This window comes from Streptomyces sp. ME02-8801-2C (genome assembly GCF_033793965.1).
Lineage (GTDB): Bacteria > Actinomycetota > Actinomycetes > Streptomycetales > Streptomycetaceae > Streptomyces.
Genome location: NZ_JARAXP010000002.1, coordinates 362,545 through 385,716, shown reverse-complemented (window position 1 = coordinate 385,716; position 23,172 = coordinate 362,545). Strand labels below are relative to the sequence as shown.

The window sequence follows — 23,172 nt, the reverse complement described above, 5'->3', positions numbered from 1 at the left end:
GGGTACTCAGAACACATACTCAGATGATCACTTGATACCGCCGACCCTCCGGTCCCCTCAGGCGGTTGCTTCCTTCAGGGCCCGTCGGCACAGGGCGTCCGCGCGCCGGGTCGTCTCCGGGAGGCGGTACTGCGGGGTGAGCGCAAGGGTGTGGGCGCAGGCCGTGTCGAGGGTCGTGCGATGGCCGACCGAGACGAACACCGGTTTGACCTCGTCCCGGGTGCGCAGGGCACGGCCGACGTCCTCCGCGCCCGCCAGGAGCGGGGACGACGAGCCGCGCCGGGTGCCCGGTTCCTCGTAGGCGAAGGTGAACGGGTTCTTCGCCACGCCGATCGTGGGCAGGCCGGTGAGGACGCCGAGGTGGCTGGCGAGGCCGAAGCGGCGCGGATGGGCCAGGCCGTAACCGTCGCAGACGACGAGCCCCGGCGGGACGGCCAGGGCCTCCAGGGCGGCCATCACGGCCGGGATCTCGCGGAACGCGAGGAGGCCGGGAACGTACGGGAAGGAGACCCTCCCGACGGCCGTGGCCTCGGCGACGACGTCATGGCTCGCCGCGTCCAGGACGACGGCGGCGGCCGCCACCAGGTCCCGCTCGTCGTCGTAGGCGACGTCGACGCCGGTGACGTGCCCTGTCCCGGGCGGCGGGCCCGGCTCGTCCAGGACGACCCGCAGCCGCAGTTCGTCCTGGACCGCGCGGGCCCGTTCCTCGGTCGCGGGCCAGTCCGCCGGTACGGGCACGGTCGTCGTCTTCGTCTCCATGGTGACGACGAGCGTACGGGCCGGCCCGCCGGCGTCCCACCGCAGGTCACTTGCTGCCGAGTGCCCTCTTCAGCTGTGCCTTGTTCATGTCCGAGCGGCCCTGCACGTTCCGCTTCTTGGCCTCCTCGTAGAGCTGCTCGTACGTCGGCCCCTGGGCGCCCTTGTGGGAGCGCCGGCCGCCGCGCTCGCTGGACGACATGTCCTGGGTGGACGTACGGCTGGCGGTCTTGGACTCACCGGACCGGGCGCGTTCCTTGTTGACGGTCCGCGCGGCGATCTCCTCGGCGCGCTTCTCGCTCTCGCCGCGGTCCCGGGCACTTTCCTTGATGTGCTCGTACTGACGTTCCCGCTTGGGGCTCGCACCGCGTGGCATGGACGTTCACTTCCTTCGCTCGCGCTGTCCTCTCGGGCTGGTGTCGGTGAACGGGTACCCAGGCCTCAGGATTCGAGCCGTGCCACGCGCCCCTTCTCTCCGGCGGCCCAGCAGCCGAGGTCGGGGGTGCAGTCCACGGTGTCGTACGAGCCCGTGTCGACGGTCTTCCAGGTGCGGCCCGCGTCCGTGGTGAGGTCGGTGCCGGTCGGGCCGACCGCGAGCGCGGCCGTGCGGCTGTACGGGAGCCAGGCGACCCCGGAGCGGTAGGCGGGCGGGGAGGCGGCAGCCGTCGTCCAGGTGCGGCCGCCGTCCGTGGTGCGCGCGCCCGCCTGTGGTGAGGCCTGGTCGGCGCGGTAGTCGCCGCCGACCGCCAGTCCGTGCGTGCGGTCGCGGAAGGCGAGCGCGAAGACACCTCGGGCCGGGTCGCCCGCCGGTATCGGCGAATCGCTCGCCCGCCAGGTGAGCCCGCGGTCGGCGGAGTGCAGCACGCGCGCGCGTGCGCCCCCGCCCGTGGCCAGCCACACATCCCGGGGCCCCGAGCTGACCAGGCACTGTCCGCTCGCCGCGAAGCCCGCCTCGCCCTCCAGCGCGGCGGGCATGCCCGCGCTGGGCAGCACCTCCCAGGAGCGTCCGCCGTCGCTGGTGGAGAGGATGCGGAACTTCCCGTCCACCGGGTCGCTCATCGCGAGGCCGTGGCGGCTGTCGAAGAAGGTGAGGCAGTCGTAGAAGGCCCTGGCGTCGGTGTTGCGGAAGGACTCGGTCCAGGTCCGGCCACCGTCGTCGGTGCGGTAGACGCGGGACGCCTCGCCCTCGCCGATGGCCAGGACCACGGCGCGGCGGGCGTCGAAGGCCTCGATGTCCCGGAACTGGAGTTCGGCCGCGCCCGGCGGAGAGACGTTTCGCCAGGTCGTTCCACCGTCGGTGGTCCGCAGTACGGTGCCCTGGGTCCCGGCGAGCCAGGCGGTGCTCCGGCTGACGGCGGACAGTCCGCGGAAGCGGACGTCGGGGGCGCCGCTGTCCTTCGGCGCCCAGTGCGGCATGCGGTGTCCGGGCCCGGGAACGGCGCCGGTTCCCTCGTACGCCTGAGCGGGTGCGGCCAGTCCGGCGGCCACGGCGGCGAGCGCCGCCACGCACGCACCCGCCGTCACTATGCGCCTCGCCCGACCCGTACGCGTGTTCTGTCGCTGCATCCCCTTGATCCTCATGGCGGGCGAAGGTAGCAGGGAATGAACTCGGTGACAGAGGTCACTCGAAATCAAGGTGCACTGTTTGACTCATTCCAGCGTCTCTCTCAGTGTGCGGACCGTTCCACCAGGAGTCCGGCCAACCGTCACAAGGGAGCAAGGCGTTGTCCACCGTCATCGAGCAGCTCGTAGAGGCCCGTCTCGTCGCCGCCGCACCGCGGATGACGAGCATTCCCGCAACCCTCACCTACGACCGGAGCGACCCGTTCGCCGTCCGGATGACCTTCCCCGCACCGGCCACCCTGGAGGGCGTGGAGGTCCGCTGGACCTTCGCCCGCGAGCTCCTCGCGGACGGCATGCTGGAAGCGCGAGGTCACGGGGACGTGCGCGTGCGGCCGTACGGGTACGACCGCACGGTCCTGGAGTTCCACGCCCCCGAGGGCACCGCGGTCGTGCATGTCCGCTCGGGCGAGTTGCGCAGCTTCCTCGCGGCCACCACGGAACTGGTGCCGGTCGGCCTGGAGCACCTCCAGACGGACCTGGACCGCGACCTCGCGGAGCTGATGCGCGACGCTCTGTGAAGCCCGCTTTAAATGCTTTGACAGCCTGAAACGCCTCTTCCTACGCTTGCAGCGGTCCTGTTGCCGTCGAATGGAGAAGGACGTTGCTCTACTGAGGTCCTGAGACACCGCGCCGCACACCCTCCTGTGGTGTGTCCGCGCAGCGTGCGACCTCGGTGTTCGAGCCGTCCGTGCCTCCGTCCGGAGCAGGGCCTTTCTCGTGCCACCAGGATTCTCCCGCCGCCCGTCGGTGTCTCGACACGCGATTGCCCCCACCGAATCAAGCAACCGCGAGGCCACATGTCAGCCACCACTTCCATCGCCGTCACCTCCCTGTCCTTCGCCTGGCCCGACGGCACCACCGTCTTCGACGGCCTCGACGCCGTGTTCGGCCCCGGTCGCACCGGCCTCGTCGGCGTCAACGGATCAGGTAAATCCACGCTGTTGAAGCTGATCGCCGGTCAACTGCCACCGGCGGACGGCACCGTCCGGGTCGCGGGCGACGTCGGCTACCTCCCGCAGACCGTCACCCTCGACACCGGGCTGCGGGTCGACGAGGTACTCGGTATCGCCGCCCGCCGGGCCGCACTGCACGCCATCGAGGCGGGCGACGTGGCCGAGAAGCACTTCGAGACGATCGGCGACGACTGGGACGTGGAGGAACGCGCCCTGGTCACACTCGGCGAACTCGGGCTCGGTCACATCGAGTTGGACCGCACGGTCGGCGAGGTCTCGGGCGGCGAGGCGGTTCTCCTGCGGCTGGCCGCGCTGCTCCTCGACCGCCCGGACGTGCTCCTGCTGGACGAGCCGACCAACAACCTGGACCTGTACGCGCGCCGCCGCCTGTACACGGCCGTCTCCTCCTGGTCCGGGGTGTTGATCGTGGTCAGCCACGACCGCGAACTCCTGGATCTGGTCGACCAGATCGCCGACCTGCACCGAGGAAGAGGTACGGCGCGCAGCGCCTCGGTTGAGGGTGGTGGCGGGCGACGGGTGGGAGAGGTCACCTGGTACGGCGGCAACTTCTCGGCGTACGAGGAGGCGCTCGCCACCGAACAGGAGGCGGCCGAGCGGATGGTGCGCGTGGCCGAGGCCGACCTGAAGAAGCAGAAACGCGAACTGGTCGACGCCCAGGTCACCTTGGCCCGGCGCAAGCGGTACGGGCAGAAGATGTTCGACCAGAAGCGCGAACCGAGGGCGGTCATGCGGGTGCGCAAGCGCACGGCGCAGGTGTCCGCCGGCAAGTACCGCATCCTGCACGAGGAGAAGCTCGCCGACGCGAAGGAACGGCTCGACGACGCAGTGGAGGCCGTACGGGACGACGACGAGATCCGCGTCGACCTGCCGTACACGGCCGTACCGCCGGGCCGGACCGTACTCACGCTCCTGGACTTGGAGTTGGCGTACGGCGCGAGCGCGGGCTCCTTCGATCTGCGGGGGCCGGAGCGGGTCGCGCTGATCGGGCGCAACGGGGCGGGCAAGACGACCCTGCTGCGGACGATCGCCGGGGAACTGGCGCCGGTCTCCGGGGAGGCACACGCGCATGTGCCGTTGCGATTTCTGCCGCAGCGGCTCGACGTCCTCGACGACGAGCTGACAGTCGCGGAGAACGTGGCCCGGTTCTCGCCCGGCGCGACCAACAACCGGGTGCGCGCCCGGCTGGCCCGCTTCCTGTTCCGGGGGGCGCGCGCCGACCAGCAGGCGGCGACGCTGTCGGGCGGCGAGCGTTTCCGCGCCGCTCTGGCCGCCCTGATGCTGGCCGAGCCCGCACCCCAGCTGCTGATGCTGGACGAGCCGACCAACAACCTGGACATGGCCAGCGCTCGACAGCTCACCACAGCCCTGGATTCCTACGAGGGCGCGCTGATCGTGGCCAGCCACGACCTGCCGTTCCTGGAGTCGATCGGGATCACCCGGTGGCTGCTGCTGGACGGGGAGCTGAAGGAGATCTCGCCGGAGGAGGTGGGGTGATCGTTCAGGGGGGCGTGGGCCCCGGTCTGACCACCGGGGCTTTTGTCCGCACAGTCCACACTGCATGATGTGCGCGGACACCCCCTTCCGATACGGAGTTCCACTCGTGCCCAGCAAGAAGGCGCTCATACGCCGCCCCAGCCCGCGCCTGGCCGAGGGCCTCGTCACGCACATCGAGCGCGAGGAGATCGACCCCGACCTCGCCGGCCGGCAGTGGGAGGCGTACGCGGAGGCCCTGCGCTCACACGGCTGGGAGACCGTCGAGGTCGAGCCGGCGGACGACTGCCCGGACTCGGTGTTCGTCGAGGACGCGGTGGTCGTCTACCGCAACGTCGCGCTGATCGCACGGCCCGGCGCCGACTCCCGGCGCGGTGAGACCGGCGGGGTCGAGGAGGCGGTGGCCCGGCTCGGCTGTTCGGTGAACTGGGTCTGGGAGCCGGGCACCCTGGAGGGCGGTGACGTCCTCAAGGTCGGCGACACGATCTACGTCGGACGGGGCGGGCGTACGAACGCCGCCGGGGTACAGCAGCTCAGGGCCGTGTTCGAGCCGCTCGGGGCCCGGATCGTGGCCGTACCGGTGAGCAGCGTGCTGCATCTGAAGTCGGCGGTCACCGCGCTGCCCGACGGGACGGTCATCGGGCATGCGCCGCTGGTGGACTCCCCCTCCCTCTTCCCGCGTTTCCTGCCGGTGCCGGAGGAGTCGGGGGCGCATGTGGTGCTGCTGGGCGGCGGGAAGGTGCTGATGGCGGCGAGCGCGCCGAAGACGGCCGAACTGCTCGCCGATCTCGGTCATGAGCCGGTGCTCGTGGACATCAGCGAGTTCGAGAAACTCGAGGGCTGTGTGACGTGCCTCTCGGTGCGACTGCGGGAGCTGTACGTCTGACCGGGCGATCGGGGCACCCGTTCGGCCCCCGACCTGCGCGTCCGGAACGTCATCGCGTCCTGGTACGAACCCGCTGATCAGCGATCTTTACAACGCACTTAACCTACGCTCGCGTAACCTACGGAAACGTAGCCTACGATGCCGTAGGTTGGCCCTCGGGTTCGCAGTCCGCTCACCGCACATAGCTCGCAACGTCTTTCTGGAGCATTCATGACGATCACTTCTCCGCACCTCGGCAGCCCGTCCGGCGCCTGGACCGACGCCCGGCTGCTGTACGCCCTGGAAGAAGTGGTCGAGACCGAACTCAACCGGCATCTGAAGGTCGCCAAGGACTGGATGCCGCACGAGTACGTGCCGTGGAGCGACGGCCGCAACTTCCCCGGCATCTTCGAGGACGGCGAGGCCTGGGACAAGGAGCAGTCCAAGGTCACCGAGCTCGGCCGGATCGCCCTGGTCGTCAACCTCCTCACCGAGGACAACCTCCCCAGCTACCACCACGAGATCGCCAGCCTGTTCGGCCGCGACGGCGCCTGGGGCACCTGGGTGCACCGCTGGACGGCCGAGGAGGGCCGGCACGGCATCGTGATGCGCGACTACCTGCTCACCTCCCGCGCCGTCGACCCCGACAAGCTCGAGGCGTTCCGTATGCAGCACATGGCCGAGGGCTTCGAGTCGGACAACCGGCACTCGATGCTGCACTCGGTGGCGTACGTCGCCTTCCAGGAGCTGGCCACGCGTGTCTCGCACCGCAACACCGGCCACCAGTCGGGCGACCCGGTCTGCGACCGCATGCTGGCCCGCATCGCGACCGACGAGAACCTGCACATGGTCTTCTACCGGAACCTGCTGAAGGCCGCCTTCGAACTCGCGCCCGACCTGACCATGCAGGCCGTCCGGGACGTGATCGTCAACTTCCGCATGCCCGGTCACGGCATGCCCGGCTTCGAGCGGGCCGCCGCGCAGATGGCGATCGGCGAGGTCTACAACATGCGCATCCACCACGACGACGTGCTGCAGCCCGTGCTGCGCCATCTGAAGGTCATGGAGATGAGCGACCTCACCGGTGAGGGTCTCCAGGCCCAGGAGGAACTGGGCATGTTCATGGGCGGCCTGGACGCGGAGGCGTCCAAGTTCGACGAGAAGCTCGCGGCCCGCAAGGCCCGCATGGCTGCGCGCGCCGCCGGCTGACCCGCCCGGCGACACCGCTCACTCGTACGCCGTCACCTCGGCCGGCGCCGCGTCCTGGACGTCGGCGCCACGGGGTGGCGGCGCGGTGTTTTCGGCAGAGGTCAGTGGGAGGTGTGCGAGGTGCGTCGGAGGTTGAGCCGTTCCTTCTCGGAGAGGCCGCCCCAGACGCCGAACCGTTCGTCGTTGCTGAGCGCGTACTCCAGGCAGGCCGGGCGCATCTCGCACATCCCGCAGATGCGCTTCGCCTCGCGCACCGAGCTGCCCGGCTCGGGGAAGAAGAAGTCGGCCCCGGTCTCCGCGCAGAGGGCCTGCGCCTGCCAGGCGCTGTCCATCGGGGTGATCGTCTCGTAGTGCATGGGTGAGATCGTGCCGGGCGGTGAAAAACGTTCGCTCAACGTCCGATCAACGCGGGGTGCGGGGGTCGGCCGGCGAAGGGCCCGGGCGCCTCGGACGGCTGCCGGTCCGCCCGATGATGCTCCTGCCGGACGCGCGAGCGCACGGCGGCGCGCGGACTCCGGCGGCGATTGTCAGTGGGCGGTGCAAGACTCGGCAGAGCAGTCGAGGGTCCCCCGCAGAGGGCGGGGCCCACTGAGGAGGGCAATGATGCTCACCACCCGTTTCGTGACCGGCGCTCCGAACTGGATCGACCTCGGCACCCCCGACATCGAGGGTGCCATCTCCTTCTACCGCGCGCTCTTCGGCTGGGACTTCCGGTCGGCGGGCCCCGAGGCCGGCGGCTACGGCTTCTTCCAGCTGGACGGGCGGACCGTCGCGGGTGGCATGCAGAACGGCGAGGAGCAGGGCCCGCCGTCCTGGAACGTGTCCTTCCAGACCCCGGACGTCGACGCCACCGTCAAGGCCGCAGAACAGGCCGGGGGCACCGTCCCGGCGCCGCCCATGGACGTCATGGACGCGGGCCGGATGGCCGTCCTCACCGACACCACCGGGGCGGCCTTCAACCTGTGGCAGCCCGGCCGGATCAAGGGCCTGGAGGTCGCGGGCGAACCCGGCTCCCTGTGCTGGGTCGAGCTGTACACGACCGACGTGCCCAAGGTCGCCGCGTTCTACGGCGCGGTGCTGGGCCTGGAGACCTCGGGGGTGTCGTTCCCCGGCGGGTCGTACACCTGCGTGAACCCGGCGGGTGCCGGGGAGGACGGGATGTTCGGCGGGGTCGTCGACGTGGACGAGGACCCGGCGGGCGTCGAGACGACTCCGTACTGGCTGCCCTACTTCGAGGTCCCCGACACCGACGCGACGGTGGCCACGGCCCAGGAACTCGGCGGCCGGGTGAGGATGCCGGCCACGGACGTGGAAAGCGTCGGACGCATCGCCCGCCTCACCGACCCGTACGGGGCCCGCTTCGCGGTGATCAAGAGCGCGCCGCGACAGATGTAGGGGGCGCCATCGGTGCCCCGCAAGGGGCGCGTGGCCCTTCCTCAGGGGCCCGGGGAACTGCGCGACCAGCCCCCACCGGCCCGCGGAAAAGCAACGTCCGCCGCGCGCAGCGCTACGCCGAGGCGCGGCGGACCAGCGTGGTCGGCAGGACCATGGTGGCCGGCGCGCCGCCCGCGGGGTCGACCGCACCCAGCAACAGGCGTGCCATCAGTCTGCCCATCTCCTCGATGTCCTGGCGGATGGTGGTGAGCGGCGGGTCGGTCTGTTCGGCGACCGGCAACATGTCGTCGAAGCCGACCACGGCGACGTCCTCGGGCACGCGCCGTCCGCGTTCGCGCAGGACCCGCAGGGCGCCCGAGGCGGTGAGGTCGTTGGCGGCGAACACGGCGTCGAGGTCCGGGCACCGGTCGAGGAGCTCCCGCATCGCGCGTTCCCCACCCGCCGGGGTGAAGTCGCTCTCGACGATCAGCCGTGGGTCCGCGTCGGGCATGACGTCCCGGAACCCGTCGCGCCGGTCCGCGGCCGAGGTCTGGTCGAGGGGGCCGGTGATGTGCGCGATCCGCGTCCGCCCGAGGGAGACGAGATGCCGTACGGCGGTGCAAGCGCCGCCCCGGTTGTCGCTGTCGACGTACACGGCGTCGCGGGTGCCGTCGCTCCAGCCGGGCCGGCCGCCGAACACGGTGGGAACGCCGGCGCGCTGGACCAGGCCGGGCAGCGGGTCGTCGAGGTGGAGGGAGAAGACGAGCGCGCCGTCGACATGCCCACCGGCGAGATACCGGCCGACGCGGGAGTGGTCGTCGCGCCCCTCGGTGAGCAGCAGCACGAGCTGGGAGTCGTGGGCGGTCAACTCCTTGCTGATTCCCCGGAGTTGGAGAGCGAAGAAAGGGTCGGCGAAGACCCTGGTCTCCGGTTCGGCGATGACGACGGCGACGGCGTCGTGCCGTCTGGTCACCAGGGAGCGGGCCGCCTGGTTGGGCACGTAGCCGAGTTCCTCGACGGCCTGCCTGACCCTTTCGACGAGGGGCTCACGCACGCCGTCCCCACCGTTGACCACGCGTGACGCGGTGGCCCGGGAGACCCCCGCCCGCGCGGCCACGGCCTCCAGGGTGGGTCGCGACGCGGTCTCGGTCACTTGGGGGCTCCTCATCGGCGGTTGCCGATCAGGATAGTCCCGGCCCGTACGGGATGAGAGCGCTCTCGGGTCCTGTCAGTGGTCGTGCGACGACGGTGATCGCGGAGGTTGCTGAGGTAGTTGCGATCCCTGAGGTTGCTGGGACTGCTGCGACGGGCCGGCCGCGCTCCCGCCGTGCGGTTCGTATCCGGGGATCGTCCCGTCCGTCCTCCGCACCAGGAACAGTCCCGCCATCCCCATGTCCGAGTGGCTCTGTACATGGCAGTGGTACATCCACGCGCCGGCCCCCACCCCCTCCCCCGCGATCACCTGGAAACCGAAGGAGTCCGCCGGGCCCACGATCTTGTTGTCGACGACCTGGCTCGGGTCGTCGGGGCCGGTGAGCAGCCCGGTGCGGTTGTCCGCCCAGCGGTGACCGTGCATATGGAAGGTGTGGTAGTACTCGCCGTGCGTGATCATCACGAACTCGACGCGATCGCCCACCGTGGCCTCGAAGTTCGGGCTCTGATGGCCCGGCCTGTTGTTGATCGTCATGTCGTTGAAGACGATCGTGTACGTGGTGTCCGGAAGGACGTCCCCCTTGCGCCGGACGATCACCGGGCCGTAGAGGCCCTTGCGGATGCCCCCGGTGCCGTGTTCGGTGCCGACGACATGATCGTGGTAGTGCCAGTAGCCGGCACTCCCGGCCCGCCAGGTTCCGTCCGTACGGCGGCCCGGGGCGTGTGTGCGCCAGGTGTAGGTGCGGCTGCCTCCTGGTTCGACCTCGCTGTGGCTCAGTTTCGTGCCGTCGCTGGAGATCTCGTAGTCCATGCCGTGGACGTGCAGGCTCACCGCCACGTCCGTCGTGTTCTCCAGGGTGATGTGCGCCGTGTCGCCCTCGTTCAGCTCGATGAGCGGGCCGGGAACCGACGCCGTGCCCCGCGCGAAGCCGTAGCCCATCTGCCCGTCGGCGAGCCGCTCGGCGTACAGCCGGAGGTGGCGCACCTCGCCGCCGGCCGGAGCCGCCCTCGCGAGGGCGGTGGTCGCGGCGGTCGCACCGCCGGCCTCAGGGGCGACCGACAACGATGTCGCCACGGCGGCGCCCCCGAGCAGCACCCGTCGGTTGAAGTCACGTCTGTCCATGCCGAACTCCCCACCCTGGTAAGGAAGATGCGCAGCGGGAACGAGAGGAACCGGTGAGACGGTAGCGGCCCGGCACCGGTTTATCCACACTCAGGACAAAGTTCGCGCGATCCCGGTCATACCTCTTGGCGAGCCACCCAAAGGGGTCTAGCTTCCTTTGCGTTTGCTGTGACCGAAGAGGGGTCGGTGACCACATGCGGTTCACATCGCATCAGGAGTCCACGCAATTAAGGGAGTTGAGAGCCAGAAGCGGAGGCCGCGGCGGGAGTGGACGGAGACGGGCCTGGGCGGCCACCGTGGCCGCCGGAGCCGTCACCGCCGGACTGCTGTCGGGCCCCGCCGCCAGCGCGCGGCAGGCTCCCGACCCGTCCGCGACAACGATGTCCGTCAAGTCGCCGCCCGGCGGCAGCGGTGTACGTGTCCTCGTCTTCCACGGTTCGGCCGCCGCCGGGGACGAGTCTCCGGTCGTCAACGCCGGGATCGAGGCGATCGAGCGGATCGGCCTGTCCGGCCCGGCGGCACAGCGCTTCGACGTCGAGGCGACCGACGACGCCTCCGTGTTCACGGACGGGCCCCGGCTCGGGACCTACAACGCGATCGTCTTCCTCACCGGCGGCGGTGACGTCCTCGACCCCGAGGAAGAAGCCGGGCTGGAGACCTATATGGAGGCCGGCGGCGGCTTCGTCGGCATCCATGACGCCGCCCGCGCGGAACCGTACTCCGACTGGTTCACCGGCCTGGTCGGCGCCCGGCCCGCCGCCACCAGCCCAACCACCGTACAGCGCGCCACCGTTGAGGTGGGCGACCGCCGGCATCCCGCCACCAGGGAGCTGCCCGCGCAGTGGAAGCGACCGGACCAGTGGCTGAACTGGGTGAAGAACCCGTCCGGCGACGTCCACACCGTGGCCCGGGTGCGCGAGTCGACGTACAAGCCCGGCGCGAGCGCCAACGGGTGGGACCACCCGGTGAGTTGGTGCCGTGACTACGACGGCGGCCGGTCCTTCTACACGGGCATGGGCGGTACGGCGTCGTCGTACGACGAGACGGACTTCCGCAGCCATCTGCGCGGGGCGCTCCTGTGGACGACCCGGCTGGCGCAGGCCGACTGCAAGGCCACCATCAACTCCAGTTACCGGGCGGAGCGGTTGACCCAGCCGAACCAGCCGGGTCAGAGCGACCAGATCGGTGAACCGCACGGGCTGGTGACCGCGCCCGACGGGCGGGTGTTCTACATCGGGCGGGGCGGCGCCGACTCCTCCCAGCCGGTGGTCACCGACTGGAACAACCCGGCCATCGGCAAGGGCAAGGGACAGATCCACATCTACGACCCGCGGACCAAGAAGGTCACTCTGGCGGGCGAGTTGACCGTCTTCGGCAACAAGGGCGGCGGGGACGAGCTGATCAAGGTCGAGGAGGGGCTGCTCGGCATCGAGCTCGATCCGTCCTTCGAACGCAACGGCTGGGTGTATCTCCACTACACGCCCCATTCGCGGATCAACCGCGACACCAGAATGGCCGAAAGGTACGTCTCCCGTTTCACCCTCGACCCGGCCACCAACCGGCTCGACCTGAACAGCGAGAAGGTACTGCTCAAGTGGCCGGTGCAGATCCACAGTTGCTGTCACTCGGGCGGCGGGATGGCCTGGGACTCCAAGGGCAATCTGTACGTCGCCACCGGTGACAACAACTCCAGTGGTTTCAGCGAGGGTTACTCCGGCAACAACCCCCAACCGGCTTACAAGGGCGTGTCGTTCGCCGACGCCCGACGCACGGCCGGCAACACCAACAACCTCAACGGCAAGATCCTGCGCATCCATCCGGAGCCCGACGGGACGTACACGCTTCCCGAGGGCAACCTCTTCACGGGCCGGGAGACCGCCGAGGGCGGTGGGAAGACACGCGGTGAGATCTATGTGATGGGGGTCAGGAACCCGGCCCGCATCTCCGTCGACAAGACGACCGACACCCTGTACGCGGGCTGGGTCGGGCCGGACGCGAGCGCGCCCTCGACGACCTGGGGTCCGGCGAAGTACGACACGTTCGCCGTCATCACCCGGGCGGGCAACCGGGGTTGGCCGTACTGCATGGGCAACAAGCAGCCCTATCGTGACCGCAATCTGCCCGACCCTTCCAAGCCCCTGGGCTGGTACGACTGCGACCACCCGAAGAACGAGTCGCCCAACAACGACGGTCTGGTCAACCTGCCGCCCGTCACCGGCAACAACATCTGGTACTCGCCCCAGGGCGGCGCGCCGGACTTCCCGCGCGACGCGAACGGCGTCCCGTCGTACAAGCAGGCGGAGAGCACGTATCTGCTGCCGTGGCTCAAGGGCGGCGGCCAGGCCGCGATGAACGGCCCGGTGTACCGCTACGACGCGGCGAGCGCGAGCACGACCAAGTGGCCCGCCTACTGGGACGGCAAGTGGTTCGTGGGCGACTTCTACGACGCCGACCAGCCGCGCAACGCGGTACTCACCGACCCGAAGACCCACGGCGACGGCGGACTACCCATCCACTCCGAGTCGTTGAAGAAGATCGTGCCGATCGGCAACGACGGCATCAAGAACCTCATGGACTGGAAGTTCGGTCCCGACGGCTCGCTCTATGTCCTCGACTACGGCCGGGGTTTCTTCACCTCGGACGCCAAGTCGGCCCTGTGGCGTGTCACTTACACCGGCGGCGGCCCCACGCCCGCGGTCGGCGACCTCGCGAGGGGAGCGGAGTAGTGCGCAGACGACGCAGCAGGCTCTGGACGGCGGTGCTGGCATCGCTGTTCATGGTCCTCGGGCTGACATCGACGGCGGGGGCACGCCCCGCGGGCGAACCGTCCGCCGTGCCGACCGCCACCGATGCCGCCGCCGCTCAGGTGCTCACCTGGACCGCGGGCGACGACATCACCCAGTACGCCTCCGTACCGGCCACGGCCGTGGCGGGCGCGACGACGATCGTCTTCGAGAACAGTGCGGCGACCGGCAACACCATGGGAATGCCGCACACGTTGACGTTCGACGTCTCCGATCCCGAGTACAACAACGACGTCCCGCTCAACATCCTCGCCAACCCGAACGACGACCAGGGCGGCCGGCACACCGCCGAGGTCACGCTCACCCCCGGCCGCTACCGCTACTACTGCACGATTCCGGGCCACGGCCAGATGCAGGGCATCCTCGTGGTGACGGAGGGCGGCGGCTCCGACACCACGGCCCCGGTCACCTCGGCGACCGTCACCGGTGCACGGAACTCGCAGGGCGAGTACGTCGGTTCGGCGAGCGTGGCGATCGGCGCGAGTGACGAGGGTTCCGGTGTCGACCGGGTCGAGTACGCGATCGGTGCGGAGGGGGCCTGGCAGCCGTACACCGCAGCGGTCGTGATCGACCAGGTCGGCAGCCATTCGGTGCGCTACCGGGCGTTCGACAAGGCGGGCAACGCGGCCGCCGAGAAGAGCGTCGCGTTCACGGTGGTCCCGCCGCCGACGGACGACAAGGCACCGCCGGAGACCTCGGCGACCGTCACCGGTGAGCGGAACCCGGCCGGGGCGTATCTCGACATGGCGACGGTCACCGTCTCCGCGTCGGACACCGGTTCCGGGGTCAACACGGTCGAGTACGCGGTGAACAGCGGGAGTTGGCAGCCGTACACCGGTCCGGTGATGGTGCATCAGGTCGGCAGTCACAGTGTCCGTTACCGTGCCACCGACAAGGCGGGCAATGTCTCCCCCGAGAAGAACGTCGCGTTCACTGTCGTGGCGCAGCCCGCCGAGGACACCGTCCCGCCGGTGACGGGAGTGACCGTCGAGGGCACCCGCAACGCGAACGGCGCCTACGTCAACAGCGCCAGGCTGACCGTCAGCGCGACGGACCACGGTGGGTCGGGGGTCGCCACGGTCGAGTACTCGCTCGACGGCGGCCCCTATCTGGCGTACACAGCGCCGGTGATCGTCGACCGGGCGGGCGCGCACTCGGTGACGTACCGGGCGAGCGACAAGGCGGGCAACACCAGTGAGGCACGCTCGGTGAGCCTCACGGTTGTGGCGGGCGGCGGGGTTCCGGCGCCCAACTGCCCCGAGTACGACGAGCGGTTGACGGTGATCGTCGGGACGGTCGACTCCGGGGTGGCCAACCGGGTCACCAACAACCGGTGCCGAATAGGTGAGTTGATCGAGGACGAACGGAAGTGGACGTCCCATGCCCTGTTCCTCAAGCACGTACGGACCGTTCTCGACCGGCTGTTCAAGGACGGCGCCGTCGACGAGCGCGAGGACGCGGCGATCGAGGAGGCGGCGCGCGCGTCCGGTATCGGCAGGCCGGGGCAGACCGAGGGCTACCGCACGATCCTCGACGGTACGCCCGCGTCCCTCGCCAAGTGGCAGCAGGTGGGCGGCGGTTCGTTCGCGCCGAACGGCGACGGGTCGATCACCAGCAGCACGACGGTCGCGGGGATGGGCATGCTGTGGTTCCCGGAGCGCAAGTACGGCGACTTCTCGCTGAAGCTCCAGTGGCGGGACGACGCGCCGGGCACGGGCAACGCCAACTCCGGTGTGTTCGTGCGTTTCCCGTGGGTGCTCGGTCACCCCGAGGAGTCCCGGCCGGAGTGGGTCGCCATCAAGTACGGGCACGAGGTGCAGGTGCTCGACCGGCCCGACGGTGACATGTACAAGACGGGCTCGGTCTACGGCTTCGACCGGGTGGGTCTCGCCGGGGCCGGCGTCACCCAGAAGGGAACCTGGAACGACTACGAGATCCGGGTGGTCGACCAGCACTACTCGGTGTACCGCAACGGCGTGCTGATCAACGAGTTCAACAACACCGGGGGCCAGGACTTCGCCCCGCCGCGCTCGGACGACCCGGGCACGGACGGGCGGCGGTTCGCGTCCGGGTACATCGGCCTCCAGGTGCACGGCACGACCGATGTGGTCTCGTACCGGGACATCCGCATCAAGGAACTGTGAGACGGACGATGCGTCCGGCGCGTCACCACCCCGTGTGGTGGCGCGCCGGAATCGTCGGCTGCCGCCAGGTCAGTCCTTCCGGGCCCTGCTGGGCTGTACGCGCTTGGGCTCGCCCGGCATCTTCGGGTACTCCGGGGGATACGGCAGGTCACCGAGTCCGTGCTCGTGTTCGTCGCGGCGGGCGAGTTCGAGCAGGGCGTCGAGTGAGAAGGCGTGGTCGTCCATGTCGGCGTGGACGTCGCCCAGTTCGGCGAACCGGCCGGGCATGGTCGCGAGGTCGAAGTCGAGCGGCCGCGCGTCACCGACCTCGTCCCACGTCAAGGGGGCCGAGACCGGGGCGTGCGGCCGGGGCCGTACGGAGTAGGCGGAGGCGATGGTCCGGTCGCGAGCGGTCTGGTTGTAGTCAACGAAGATCCGTTGCCCCCGCTCCTCCTTCCACCACCTGGTCGTCACCTGCTCCGGCATCCGCCGCTCCAGCTCCCGTCCGGCGGCGATCGCCGCCCGGCGCACCTGGGTGAACGTCCACCGGGGCTCGATCGGCACGAAGACATGCAGGCCCCGCCCGCCGGAGGTCTTGGGCCAGCCGCGCAGCCCCCCGAACTCGTCGAGCACGGACCGTAGTTCGTGCGCGGCACGCACCGCGTCGTCGTAGTCGGTACCGGGTTGCGGGTCGAGGTCCAGGCGGAGTTCGTCGGGGCGGTCGACATCGGCGCGGCGCACCGGCCAGGGATGGAAGGTGAGGGTGCCGAACTGGGCGGCCCACAGCACGGCGGCGACCTCGGTCGGGCACATCTCGTCGGCGCTGCGACCGCTGGGGAAGGTGATGTGGGCGGTCGGAATCCAGTCGGGCATGTTCTTGGGCGCCCGCTTCTGGAAGAAGTTCTCGCCGCTCACCCCCTCCGGATAGCGTTCCAGGGTGGTGGGCCGGTCACGCAGCGCGCGCAGGATGCCCGGACCGACGGCGAGGTAGTACCGCGCGAGGTCGAGCTTGGTGAAGCCACGCTCGGGAAAGAAGACCTTGTCCGGGCTGGACAGCCGCACCGTCCGCCCGAACGCTTCCAGCTCCACCGCTTCGCCCATGCGAGCCACGGTAGGTGTACCGCCCAAAGCTCGCACACCGGGCGATTACGGTCGGGCGCGCGCAGAATCGAACCATGGATCTCCCGGTCATGCCCCCCGTGAAGCCGATGCTCGCCAAGTCCGTCGCGCAGATCCCCGTGAACATGCAGTACGAGGCGAAGTGGGACGGGTTCCGGGCGATCGCGTTCCGCGACGGGGCCGAGGTCGAGGTCACCAGCCGTACCACCAAGTCGCTGACCAGGTACTTTCCCGAGCTGGTGACGGCCCTGCGGGAGCGGTTGCCCGAGCGGTGCGTGGTGGACGGGGAGATCGTGATCGCGCTCGGTGGGCGTCTCGACTTCGATGCGCTGACCGAGCGTATCCACCCCGCCGAGTCGCGGGTGCGGACGTTGGCCGAGCGGAATCCGGCCTCGTTCGTCGTGTTCGACCTGCTGGCACTGGGCGACGAATCACTCCTCGGCGTTCCGCTGGCCGACCGGCGCGCGCTGCTCGCCAGGGCGTTGTCCGGCGTGACTCCGCCTGTGCATGTGGCGCCGGCGACCACCGACATCGAGGTGGCTCGGCAGTGGTTCGACCAGTACGAGGGGGCCGGGCTCGACGGCGTCATCGCCAAGCCGCTCACCCTGCGCTACCGGCCGGACGAGCGGGTGATGTTCAAGGTCAAGCACGAGCGGACGGCGGATGTCGTGGTGGCCGGGTACCGGTTGCACAAGAGCGGTCCGGTCGTGGGCTCGCTGCTCCTCGGGCTGTATGACGCCCGGGGTGTCCTCCAGCATGTCGGGGTGAGTGCGGCGTTTCCGATGAAGCGGCGGGCCGAGCTCGTCGAGGAACTGGAGCCGCTCCGGCTGGCGGACGTGGGCGAGCATCCGTGGGCCGCCTGGACCGACGAGACGGCACATGAGGCCGCGCGGCTGCCGGGGGCGCCGAGCCGGTGGTCGGCGAAGAAGGACTTCTCGTGGATCCCGCTGCGACCTGAACTGGTGGCCGAGGTGGCGTACGACCACATGGAGAACGGCGCGCGCTTCAGACATACGGCCCGTTTCCGCCGCTGGCGCCCGGACCGTACGGCCGACAGCTGCACGTACGACCAGTTGGAGGAGCCGGTGGGGTACGACCTGGCGGAGATCCTCGGCGGCCCGTAGGGGCCTCAGGGCTGAGGTCACCCTCGGGGGCGCGTCCCCCGTGAGCCGTTCGGCCCCACCACCGTGCGCGATCAGAAACTATCGGGTATGGCCACCTATCAACCGATAAGCGCACAATCGTAGACACGGACTTGGTGGCGACGGTGGACATGCGACAGCTGACGCGAACGACCCGGACGCGGCGCCCTGGAACGGTGACGGCGGCGCTGGTGGCGGCCGCCGCGATGTCGGCCTCCCTGATGGCCGGCTGCACATCGGACGACCGCCCCTCCGACGACGGGCGGGGCAGCCGGACCCACAGCCGAAGCCAGGAACCCGACCAGCCGGAATCGCCGACGCCCAAGAGCAAGGACGCGGGCCCTGTCCTCGCCGTGAAGATCGACAACGTCCCGGCAGCCCGCCCCCAGACGGGCCTGGAGGCGGCGGACATCGTGTACGCCGAGCAGGTCGAGGGCGGGCTGAGCCGGCTGATGGCGGTCTACGCGACCCGGCTGCCGACGGCCATCGGACCGGTGCGCAGCGCACGTGAGTCCGATCTGGAGCTGCTGCGTCAGTTCGACGAGCCGACGCTCGCCTTCTCCGGGGCCCAGCGCAAGCTGCTGCCGTTGATCGACCGGGCGCAGCTGAACGCCGAGTCGCCGGAGGCGGCGGCCTCCGGAGCGTACTTCCGGGGCCGGGACAGGGCGGCGCCACACAACCTTTTCCTGCGGCCACAGCGGCTGATCGCCGCCGCGCCGGGAGCGGACGCGCTGACGACCGGCTTCCGTTACGGCGCCGCGCCCGAAGGCGGGACGCCGGAGAAATCGCGCACGGTCCGCTTCCCGTCGGCGCGCTTCACGTTCACGTGGTCCGCGGACCGGCACGGCTGGCTGGTGTCGATGGACGGCGCCCCGACCGTCACGACCGACGACGACCGGATCGCCGCCGCGACGGTCGTCGTGCAGTACGTGAAGGTGCGCGAGTCGCGATTCCACGACGTGCTCGGCAACAACTCCCCCTACACCGAGTCCGTGGGCTCGGGACGGGCCCAGGTCCTGCGCGACGGGCGTGCGTACGACGTGAAGTGGCGGCGCGGGACAGCCACGGACGGTACGGACTTCACGACGGCGGACGGCACGCCGGTGAACTTCGCGAAGGGACAGGTGTGGGTGGTGTTCGCGAAGGCGTGACCAGCACGGCCGTTCGCCGCGCGAAGGTGACCCAACCCCGCGCCCCCAGCGGAGCGCCCGCGCTCACGGCTCGAACGGCAGGCCCGCCCGTGACAATTCCTCCGCCGCGCCGCGCAGTGCCGCCGCGAAGCGGGTCACCCGTTCCGGTGTGAACCGCGTGCTCGGTCCGCCGAAGGACAGTGCGGCCAGCACCGCCCCGCTCCTCCCCCGTACCGGTACGGCCACCGCCGACAGGCCCTCCTCGCGCTCGCCGTGGCTCACGGCGTACCCGTGGGCGCGGGCCTCCTCGATCCAGGTTCTGAGGGTCGCCAGATGTCCGGCCCCGTGCGGCGAGGCCTCCGCGATCCGGAGGAGCAGCGTGTCAGGGGCGTCCAGCAGCAGCGCCTTGGCCACGCCGCCCGCCCACAGCGGGAGTTCGTCGCCCACCCGGACGACCTGGCGCAGCGCCTGCGGGCCCTCCTCCTGGGCGATGCAGACCCGGTGGATGTCGCGGCGCACGTACAAGTGCACCGTCTCCTTGTGCTCGGCGGCGAGGTCGCGCAGCAGCGCCCGGGCCGGGGCCGGCAGCCGCCAGGCCTGTTCGGCCAGCCGGGACCAGCGCAGCAGGGCGGGGCCGGCCATGTAGCGGCCGTGCTCGTCGACCCAGAGCAGTCCGTTGATCCGCAGGGTCTGGAGCAGGCGCAGCGCGGTGGTCTTCGGCAGGCCCGAGGCGCTGACGATCTCGCGGAGGGAGAGCGCGGGCCGGACCTCGTCGAAGAGGCCGAGTACGTCGATGGCCCGTTGGACGGTACGCATCCCCGCGGGTTCGGACTCTCCCGCGGCCCCTCCCGCGGATCCTCCGGCTGCCATGCCTGCCCCTCCTCGGCTCCGGACCGGCCCTGGTCCGGGCGGCGGTCTCGTCACCGCACGGTATCCGCTCGAGGTCCGCTGAGCGGACCTGGCCGGCTCGCGGAGGCGTGGTCAGCGGGGGGAGGCGAGCGGTTCCGCCGGGTTGCGCAGCCCTTCCGCCGCGTCGGAGACCCGCTGGATGAGGTCGAGGAACACGGTTTGCTCGTCGGCGGAGAGCGGGGCCAGGAAGACCTGGTTCATGCGGGCCGTGCGCACGGTCAGCTTGCGGTGGGTGCGCACCCCGTCCTCCGTGGGACGCAGCAGGGAGCGCCGACCGTCCTCCGGGTCGCGCACCTTGTCGATGAGGCCCCGGCGGCCGAGCCTGCTCACCACCTCGGCGACCGTGGACCGGTCGAGCCCCACCCGCTCCCCGACCGTGCGCTGGTCCAGGCCCGGTTCGGCGACCAGCGCGTTCAGTACAGCGAACTGCGGCGAGGTGATCTCCTCGGAGACCATCGTGTTCCACAGCAGGTAGTGGGCCTGCTGCAGTCGCCGGGCGAGGTGCCCGGGGTGGGTGGAGAGGTCCACCGCGGCCATGTCCGCTCCTGGGGGTCGTCGTCTTGAGGGGCTAGGAATTTCGTTGGCGTACTGACGATACAGTCAAGCCTCCCAGCTGTCTCCCGCCCGCGCACGATGCCTCCACCTGCTGCTTTCTCCCGACTCTTGACGACCCGGCCAGCGAGTGGCAGCGTGAGGGAACCTTGCTGAAATACTCAGTGCCCTGAGTAATTGCGCTCGGAAGAGATGGGGCTTCACGGATGGACAAGGTGGTCGCCACAGCCCTGGAGGCGGTGGCCGATGTGCCGGACGGCGCGTCGCTCGCGGTGGGCGGTTTCGGGCTCAGCGGTGTGCCGAACGTGCTGATCCAGGCCCTGTACGAGCGTGCGGTCTCGGGCCTGTCGGTGGTGTCCAACAACTGCGGGGCCATGGAGTCCGGCCTCGCGGTACTGCTCGCGGCGGGCCGTATCGCCCGCGTCACCGGTTCGTACATCGGCGCGAACAAGGAGTTCGCCCGCCAGTACCTGGCCGGTGAGCTGGAGGTCGAGCTGATCCCGCAGGGCACGCTCGCCGAGCGGCTGCGCGCCGGCGGCGCCGGCATCCCCGCCTTCTACACGCCCGCCGGGGTCGGCACCCAGGTCGCGGAGGGCGGACTGCCCTGGCGGTACGACGGTTCCGGCGGCGTCGCGCTGGCATCGCCGCCGAAGGAGGTACGGGAGTTCGACGGGACGGAGTACGTGCTGGAACGCGGTATCCGCACCGACTTCGCGCTGGTCAGGGCCGCCAGGGGCGACCGGCACGGCAACCTCGTCTTCAACAAGGCCACCCGGAACTTCAACCCCCTCGCGGCCATGGCCGGCCGGATCACGGTCGCCGAGGTCGAGGAGCTGGTCGAGCCCGGCGAGATCGACCCGGACGCGGTGCACCTGCCGGGCATCTTCGTGCAGCGGGTGATCGCACTGACGCCCGAGCAGGCGGCCGACAAGCGGATCGAGCAGCGGACGGTGAGCAGCTGATGGCCTGGAACAGGGAAGAGATGGCCGCCCGGGCCGCGCGTGAGCTGCGCGACGGGCAGTACGTGAACCTGGGCATCGGTCTGCCGACGCTGATCCCGAACTACCTCCCCGCCGATGTCGAGGTGATCCTGGAGTCGGAGAACGGCATCCTGGGCACCGGCCCCTACCCGACCGAGGACCAGGTCGACCCGGATCTGATCAACGCGGGCAAGGAGACGGTGACCGTCCTGCCCGGTGCCTCCTTCTTCGACTCGGCGCTGTCCTTCGGGATGATCCGGGGCGGACACATCGATGTCGCCGTGCTGGGCGCGATGCAGGTGTCCGCCGGGGGCGACCTGGCGAACTGGGCCATCCCGGGGAAGCTGATCACCGGGATCGGCGGCGCGATGGACCTCGTACACGGGGCCCGTACGGTGATCGTGGTCATGACGCACACCGCGAAGGACGGCTCCCCGAAGATCCTGGAGCAGTGTGAACTGCCACTCACCGGCAAAGCGTGTGTGAACCGGATCATCACCGACCTGGGTGTTCTCGATGTCAACGGCGACGGGCTGACGCTCGTCGAGACCGCGCCGGGCGTCACCGTGGAGGAGATCGTGGCGAAGACCGCCGCGAAGGTCCGCATCCCCGAGGAGATCCAGTCGTGAGCAACAGCCTGAAGGACGTCTACGTCGTCGACGCCGTACGGACCCCGATCGGCCGCTACAACGGCGGTCTCGCCGGTATCCGCCCGGACGACCTGGCCGCCCACGCGATCCGTGAACTCCTCGCCCGCACACCCGACCTGGACCCCGCACGCATCGAGGACGTCTACTTCGGCAACGCCAACGGCGCCGGCGAGGACAACCGCAACGTCGCCCGGATGGCGGGCCTCCTCGCCGGGCTGCCCACCTCGGTCCCCGGCGTCACCGTCAACCGGCTGTGCGCCTCCGGGCTGGAAGCGGTGATCCAGGCCGCCCGTGCCATCGCCGTCGGCGACGCCTCCATCGCGCTCGCGGGCGGTGTCGAGTCCATGACCCGCGCCCCCTATGTGCTGCCGAAGAACGACCGGCCCTTCCCCGCCGGGCACACCGAGCTGTACTCGACCACGCTCGGCTGGCGCATGACCAACCCCGGCATGGACCCGCGCTGGACCATCCCGCTGGGTGAGTCCGCCGAACGCATCGCCGACAAGCACAAGATCACCCGCGAGCAGCAGGACGAGTTCGCCCTCGCCAGCCATCAGAAGGCGGCCGCGGCGCAGCAGGCGGGCCTGTTCGACGCCGAACTCGCCCCCGTGCCGGTCCCCCAGCGCAAGGGTGACCCGGTCGCCTTCGCCGCCGACGAGAGCGTGCGCGCCGACGCCTCTCTCGCGGCCATGTCCAGGCTCAAGCCGTCGTTCCGCACGGAGGGCGGCACGGTCACGGCGGGCAACGCCTCCCCGCTCAACGACGGCGCCGCCGCTCTCCTCCTGGTCGACGAGGAGGGGTTGAAGGCCACCGGCCGCGAACCCCTCGCCCGGGTCTCGGCGACCGGCGTCTCGGCCATCGACCCGGACTACTTCGGTCTCGCCCCCGTAGAGGCCGTCAACCGGGCGCTCGCCAAGGCAGGCAAGGGATTTGACGATCTGTCGACTCTCGAGCTGAACGAGGCGTTCGCCGCCCAGGTCCTCGGCTGTGTCGCCGAATGGCCCGAGTTCGACCCTCAGGTACTCAACCCGCAGGGCGGGGCGATCGCCCTCGGGCATCCGCTCGGCGCCTCCGGTGCCCGCCTCGCCGGGACCGTGGCTCACCAACTGGCCCGCAAGGGCACGGGAATCGGCGTCGCCACCCTCTGCATCGGCGTGGGCCAGGGCCTCGCCCTCGTCCTCGAACGCTAGGAACCC

Annotated in this window: 21 protein-coding genes; 12 read left to right on the top strand and 9 right to left on the bottom strand. The window is 70.3% G+C overall.

The window, feature by feature from the left end:
* Nucleotides 1-57 precede the first annotated feature (57 nt).
* From PV396_RS06370 to PV396_RS06360, 3 genes are all read right to left on the bottom strand, one after another.
* Complete coding sequence (locus PV396_RS06370) at nt 58-759, bottom strand: endonuclease V (RefSeq protein ID WP_319201285.1); 702 nt, start codon at nt 757-759, stop codon at nt 58-60.
* A gap of 46 nt (nt 760-805) precedes the next feature.
* The gene (locus PV396_RS06365; RefSeq protein WP_319201283.1) at nt 806-1,132 is read right to left on the bottom strand and encodes a plasmid stabilization protein; all 327 of its coding nucleotides are present in this window, start codon (nt 1,130-1,132) and stop codon (nt 806-808) included.
* Nucleotides 1,133-1,197: 65 nt separating this feature from the next.
* Nucleotides 1,198-2,322, bottom strand: coding sequence for an oxidoreductase (locus PV396_RS06360; protein WP_319201281.1), 1,125 nt, complete (start codon nt 2,320-2,322; stop codon nt 1,198-1,200).
* 158 nt (nt 2,323-2,480) lie between these two features.
* Here PV396_RS06360 and PV396_RS06355 point away from each other — a divergent pair, with 158 nt between their 5' ends.
* The 4 genes from PV396_RS06355 to PV396_RS06340 all read left to right on the top strand — a co-directional run bounded on the left by PV396_RS06355 (nt 2,481) and on the right by PV396_RS06340 (nt 6,918).
* Nucleotides 2,481-2,897 carry an SsgA family sporulation/cell division regulator gene (locus PV396_RS06355; RefSeq protein ID WP_319201279.1) on the top strand — a complete coding sequence of 139 codons (417 nt, stop codon included), beginning with the start codon at nt 2,481-2,483 and terminating at the stop codon, nt 2,895-2,897.
* Between the two features lie 279 nt (nt 2,898-3,176).
* On the top strand, nt 3,177-4,847 hold the full coding sequence (locus PV396_RS06350) for an ABC-F family ATP-binding cassette domain-containing protein (protein WP_319201277.1): 1,671 nt from the start codon (nt 3,177-3,179) through the stop codon (nt 4,845-4,847).
* 106 nt (nt 4,848-4,953) lie between these two features.
* Nucleotides 4,954-5,730, top strand: a complete 777-nt coding sequence (gene ddaH, locus PV396_RS06345) for a dimethylargininase (protein ID WP_319201275.1) — start codon at nt 4,954-4,956, stop codon at nt 5,728-5,730.
* A 210-nt stretch (nt 5,731-5,940) separates the two neighbouring features.
* On the top strand, nt 5,941-6,918 hold the full coding sequence (locus PV396_RS06340) for an acyl-ACP desaturase (protein WP_319201273.1): 978 nt from the start codon (nt 5,941-5,943) through the stop codon (nt 6,916-6,918).
* A gap of 101 nt (nt 6,919-7,019) precedes the next feature.
* On the opposite strand, the gene PV396_RS06335 is transcribed toward PV396_RS06340, so the two are convergent.
* Nucleotides 7,020-7,274: a WhiB family transcriptional regulator gene (locus PV396_RS06335; protein ID WP_319201271.1), complete on the bottom strand. Its 255-nt coding sequence runs from the start codon at nt 7,272-7,274 to the stop codon at nt 7,020-7,022.
* A 247-nt stretch (nt 7,275-7,521) separates the two neighbouring features.
* Between PV396_RS06335 and PV396_RS06330 the strand changes: the two genes are divergently transcribed.
* Nucleotides 7,522-8,313: a VOC family protein gene (locus tag PV396_RS06330; RefSeq protein ID WP_319202269.1), complete on the top strand. Its 792-nt coding sequence runs from the start codon at nt 7,522-7,524 to the stop codon at nt 8,311-8,313.
* A gap of 112 nt (nt 8,314-8,425) precedes the next feature.
* Here PV396_RS06330 and PV396_RS06325 read toward each other — a convergent pair whose 3' ends face one another.
* Nucleotides 8,426-9,445 (bottom strand): LacI family DNA-binding transcriptional regulator, encoded by a 1,020-nt coding sequence (locus PV396_RS06325; RefSeq protein ID WP_319201269.1) that lies wholly within the window; start codon nt 9,443-9,445, stop codon nt 8,426-8,428.
* A 75-nt stretch (nt 9,446-9,520) separates the two neighbouring features.
* Entirely contained in the window at nt 9,521-10,567 is a 1,047-nt protein-coding gene (locus PV396_RS06320) for a multicopper oxidase domain-containing protein (protein WP_319201267.1), read from the bottom strand.
* Nucleotides 10,568-10,863: 296 nt separating this feature from the next.
* Here PV396_RS06320 and PV396_RS06315 point away from each other — a divergent pair, with 296 nt between their 5' ends.
* Both PV396_RS06315 and PV396_RS06310 read left to right on the top strand, forming a co-directional pair.
* Nucleotides 10,864-13,293, top strand: a complete 2,430-nt coding sequence (locus PV396_RS06315; RefSeq protein WP_319201265.1) for a ThuA domain-containing protein — start codon at nt 10,864-10,866, stop codon at nt 13,291-13,293.
* A 50-nt stretch (nt 13,294-13,343) separates the two neighbouring features.
* Nucleotides 13,344-15,515, top strand: a complete 2,172-nt coding sequence (locus tag PV396_RS06310; protein ID WP_319202267.1) for an OmpL47-type beta-barrel domain-containing protein — start codon at nt 13,344-13,346, stop codon at nt 15,513-15,515.
* A 69-nt stretch (nt 15,516-15,584) separates the two neighbouring features.
* Here PV396_RS06310 and ligD read toward each other — a convergent pair whose 3' ends face one another.
* A complete protein-coding gene (gene ligD, locus PV396_RS06305; protein ID WP_319201263.1) occupies nt 15,585-16,595 on the bottom strand; it encodes a non-homologous end-joining DNA ligase in 1,011 nt (336 codons plus the stop codon).
* Nucleotides 16,596-16,669: 74 nt separating this feature from the next.
* Between ligD and PV396_RS06300 the strand changes: the two genes are divergently transcribed.
* Both PV396_RS06300 and PV396_RS06295 read left to right on the top strand, forming a co-directional pair.
* A complete protein-coding gene (locus PV396_RS06300) occupies nt 16,670-17,737 on the top strand; it encodes an ATP-dependent DNA ligase (protein ID WP_319201261.1) in 1,068 nt (355 codons plus the stop codon).
* Between the two features lie 149 nt (nt 17,738-17,886).
* A complete protein-coding gene (locus PV396_RS06295) occupies nt 17,887-18,906 on the top strand; it encodes a DUF3048 domain-containing protein (RefSeq protein WP_319201259.1) in 1,020 nt (339 codons plus the stop codon).
* A 63-nt stretch (nt 18,907-18,969) separates the two neighbouring features.
* On the opposite strand, the gene PV396_RS06290 is transcribed toward PV396_RS06295, so the two are convergent.
* A complete protein-coding gene (locus PV396_RS06290; RefSeq protein ID WP_319201257.1) occupies nt 18,970-19,755 on the bottom strand; it encodes an IclR family transcriptional regulator in 786 nt (261 codons plus the stop codon).
* A gap of 111 nt (nt 19,756-19,866) precedes the next feature.
* On the bottom strand, nt 19,867-20,331 hold the full coding sequence (locus PV396_RS06285) for a MarR family winged helix-turn-helix transcriptional regulator (protein ID WP_319201255.1): 465 nt from the start codon (nt 20,329-20,331) through the stop codon (nt 19,867-19,869).
* A 221-nt stretch (nt 20,332-20,552) separates the two neighbouring features.
* Between PV396_RS06285 and PV396_RS06280 the strand changes: the two genes are divergently transcribed.
* The 3 genes from PV396_RS06280 to PV396_RS06270 are packed head-to-tail and all read left to right on the top strand — an operon-like array spanning nt 20,553 to nt 23,166.
* Nucleotides 20,553-21,308 carry a CoA transferase subunit A gene (locus tag PV396_RS06280; protein ID WP_319201253.1) on the top strand — a complete coding sequence of 252 codons (756 nt, stop codon included), beginning with the start codon at nt 20,553-20,555 and terminating at the stop codon, nt 21,306-21,308.
* Nucleotides 21,308-21,955, top strand: a complete 648-nt coding sequence (locus PV396_RS06275) for a CoA transferase subunit B (RefSeq protein ID WP_319201251.1) — start codon at nt 21,308-21,310, stop codon at nt 21,953-21,955. The genes PV396_RS06280 and PV396_RS06275 overlap by 1 nt, the downstream gene beginning before the upstream one ends.
* 8 nt (nt 21,956-21,963) lie before the next feature.
* Nucleotides 21,964-23,166 (top strand): thiolase family protein, encoded by a 1,203-nt coding sequence (locus PV396_RS06270; protein WP_319202265.1) that lies wholly within the window; start codon nt 21,964-21,966, stop codon nt 23,164-23,166.
* Nucleotides 23,167-23,172 lie beyond the last annotated feature (6 nt).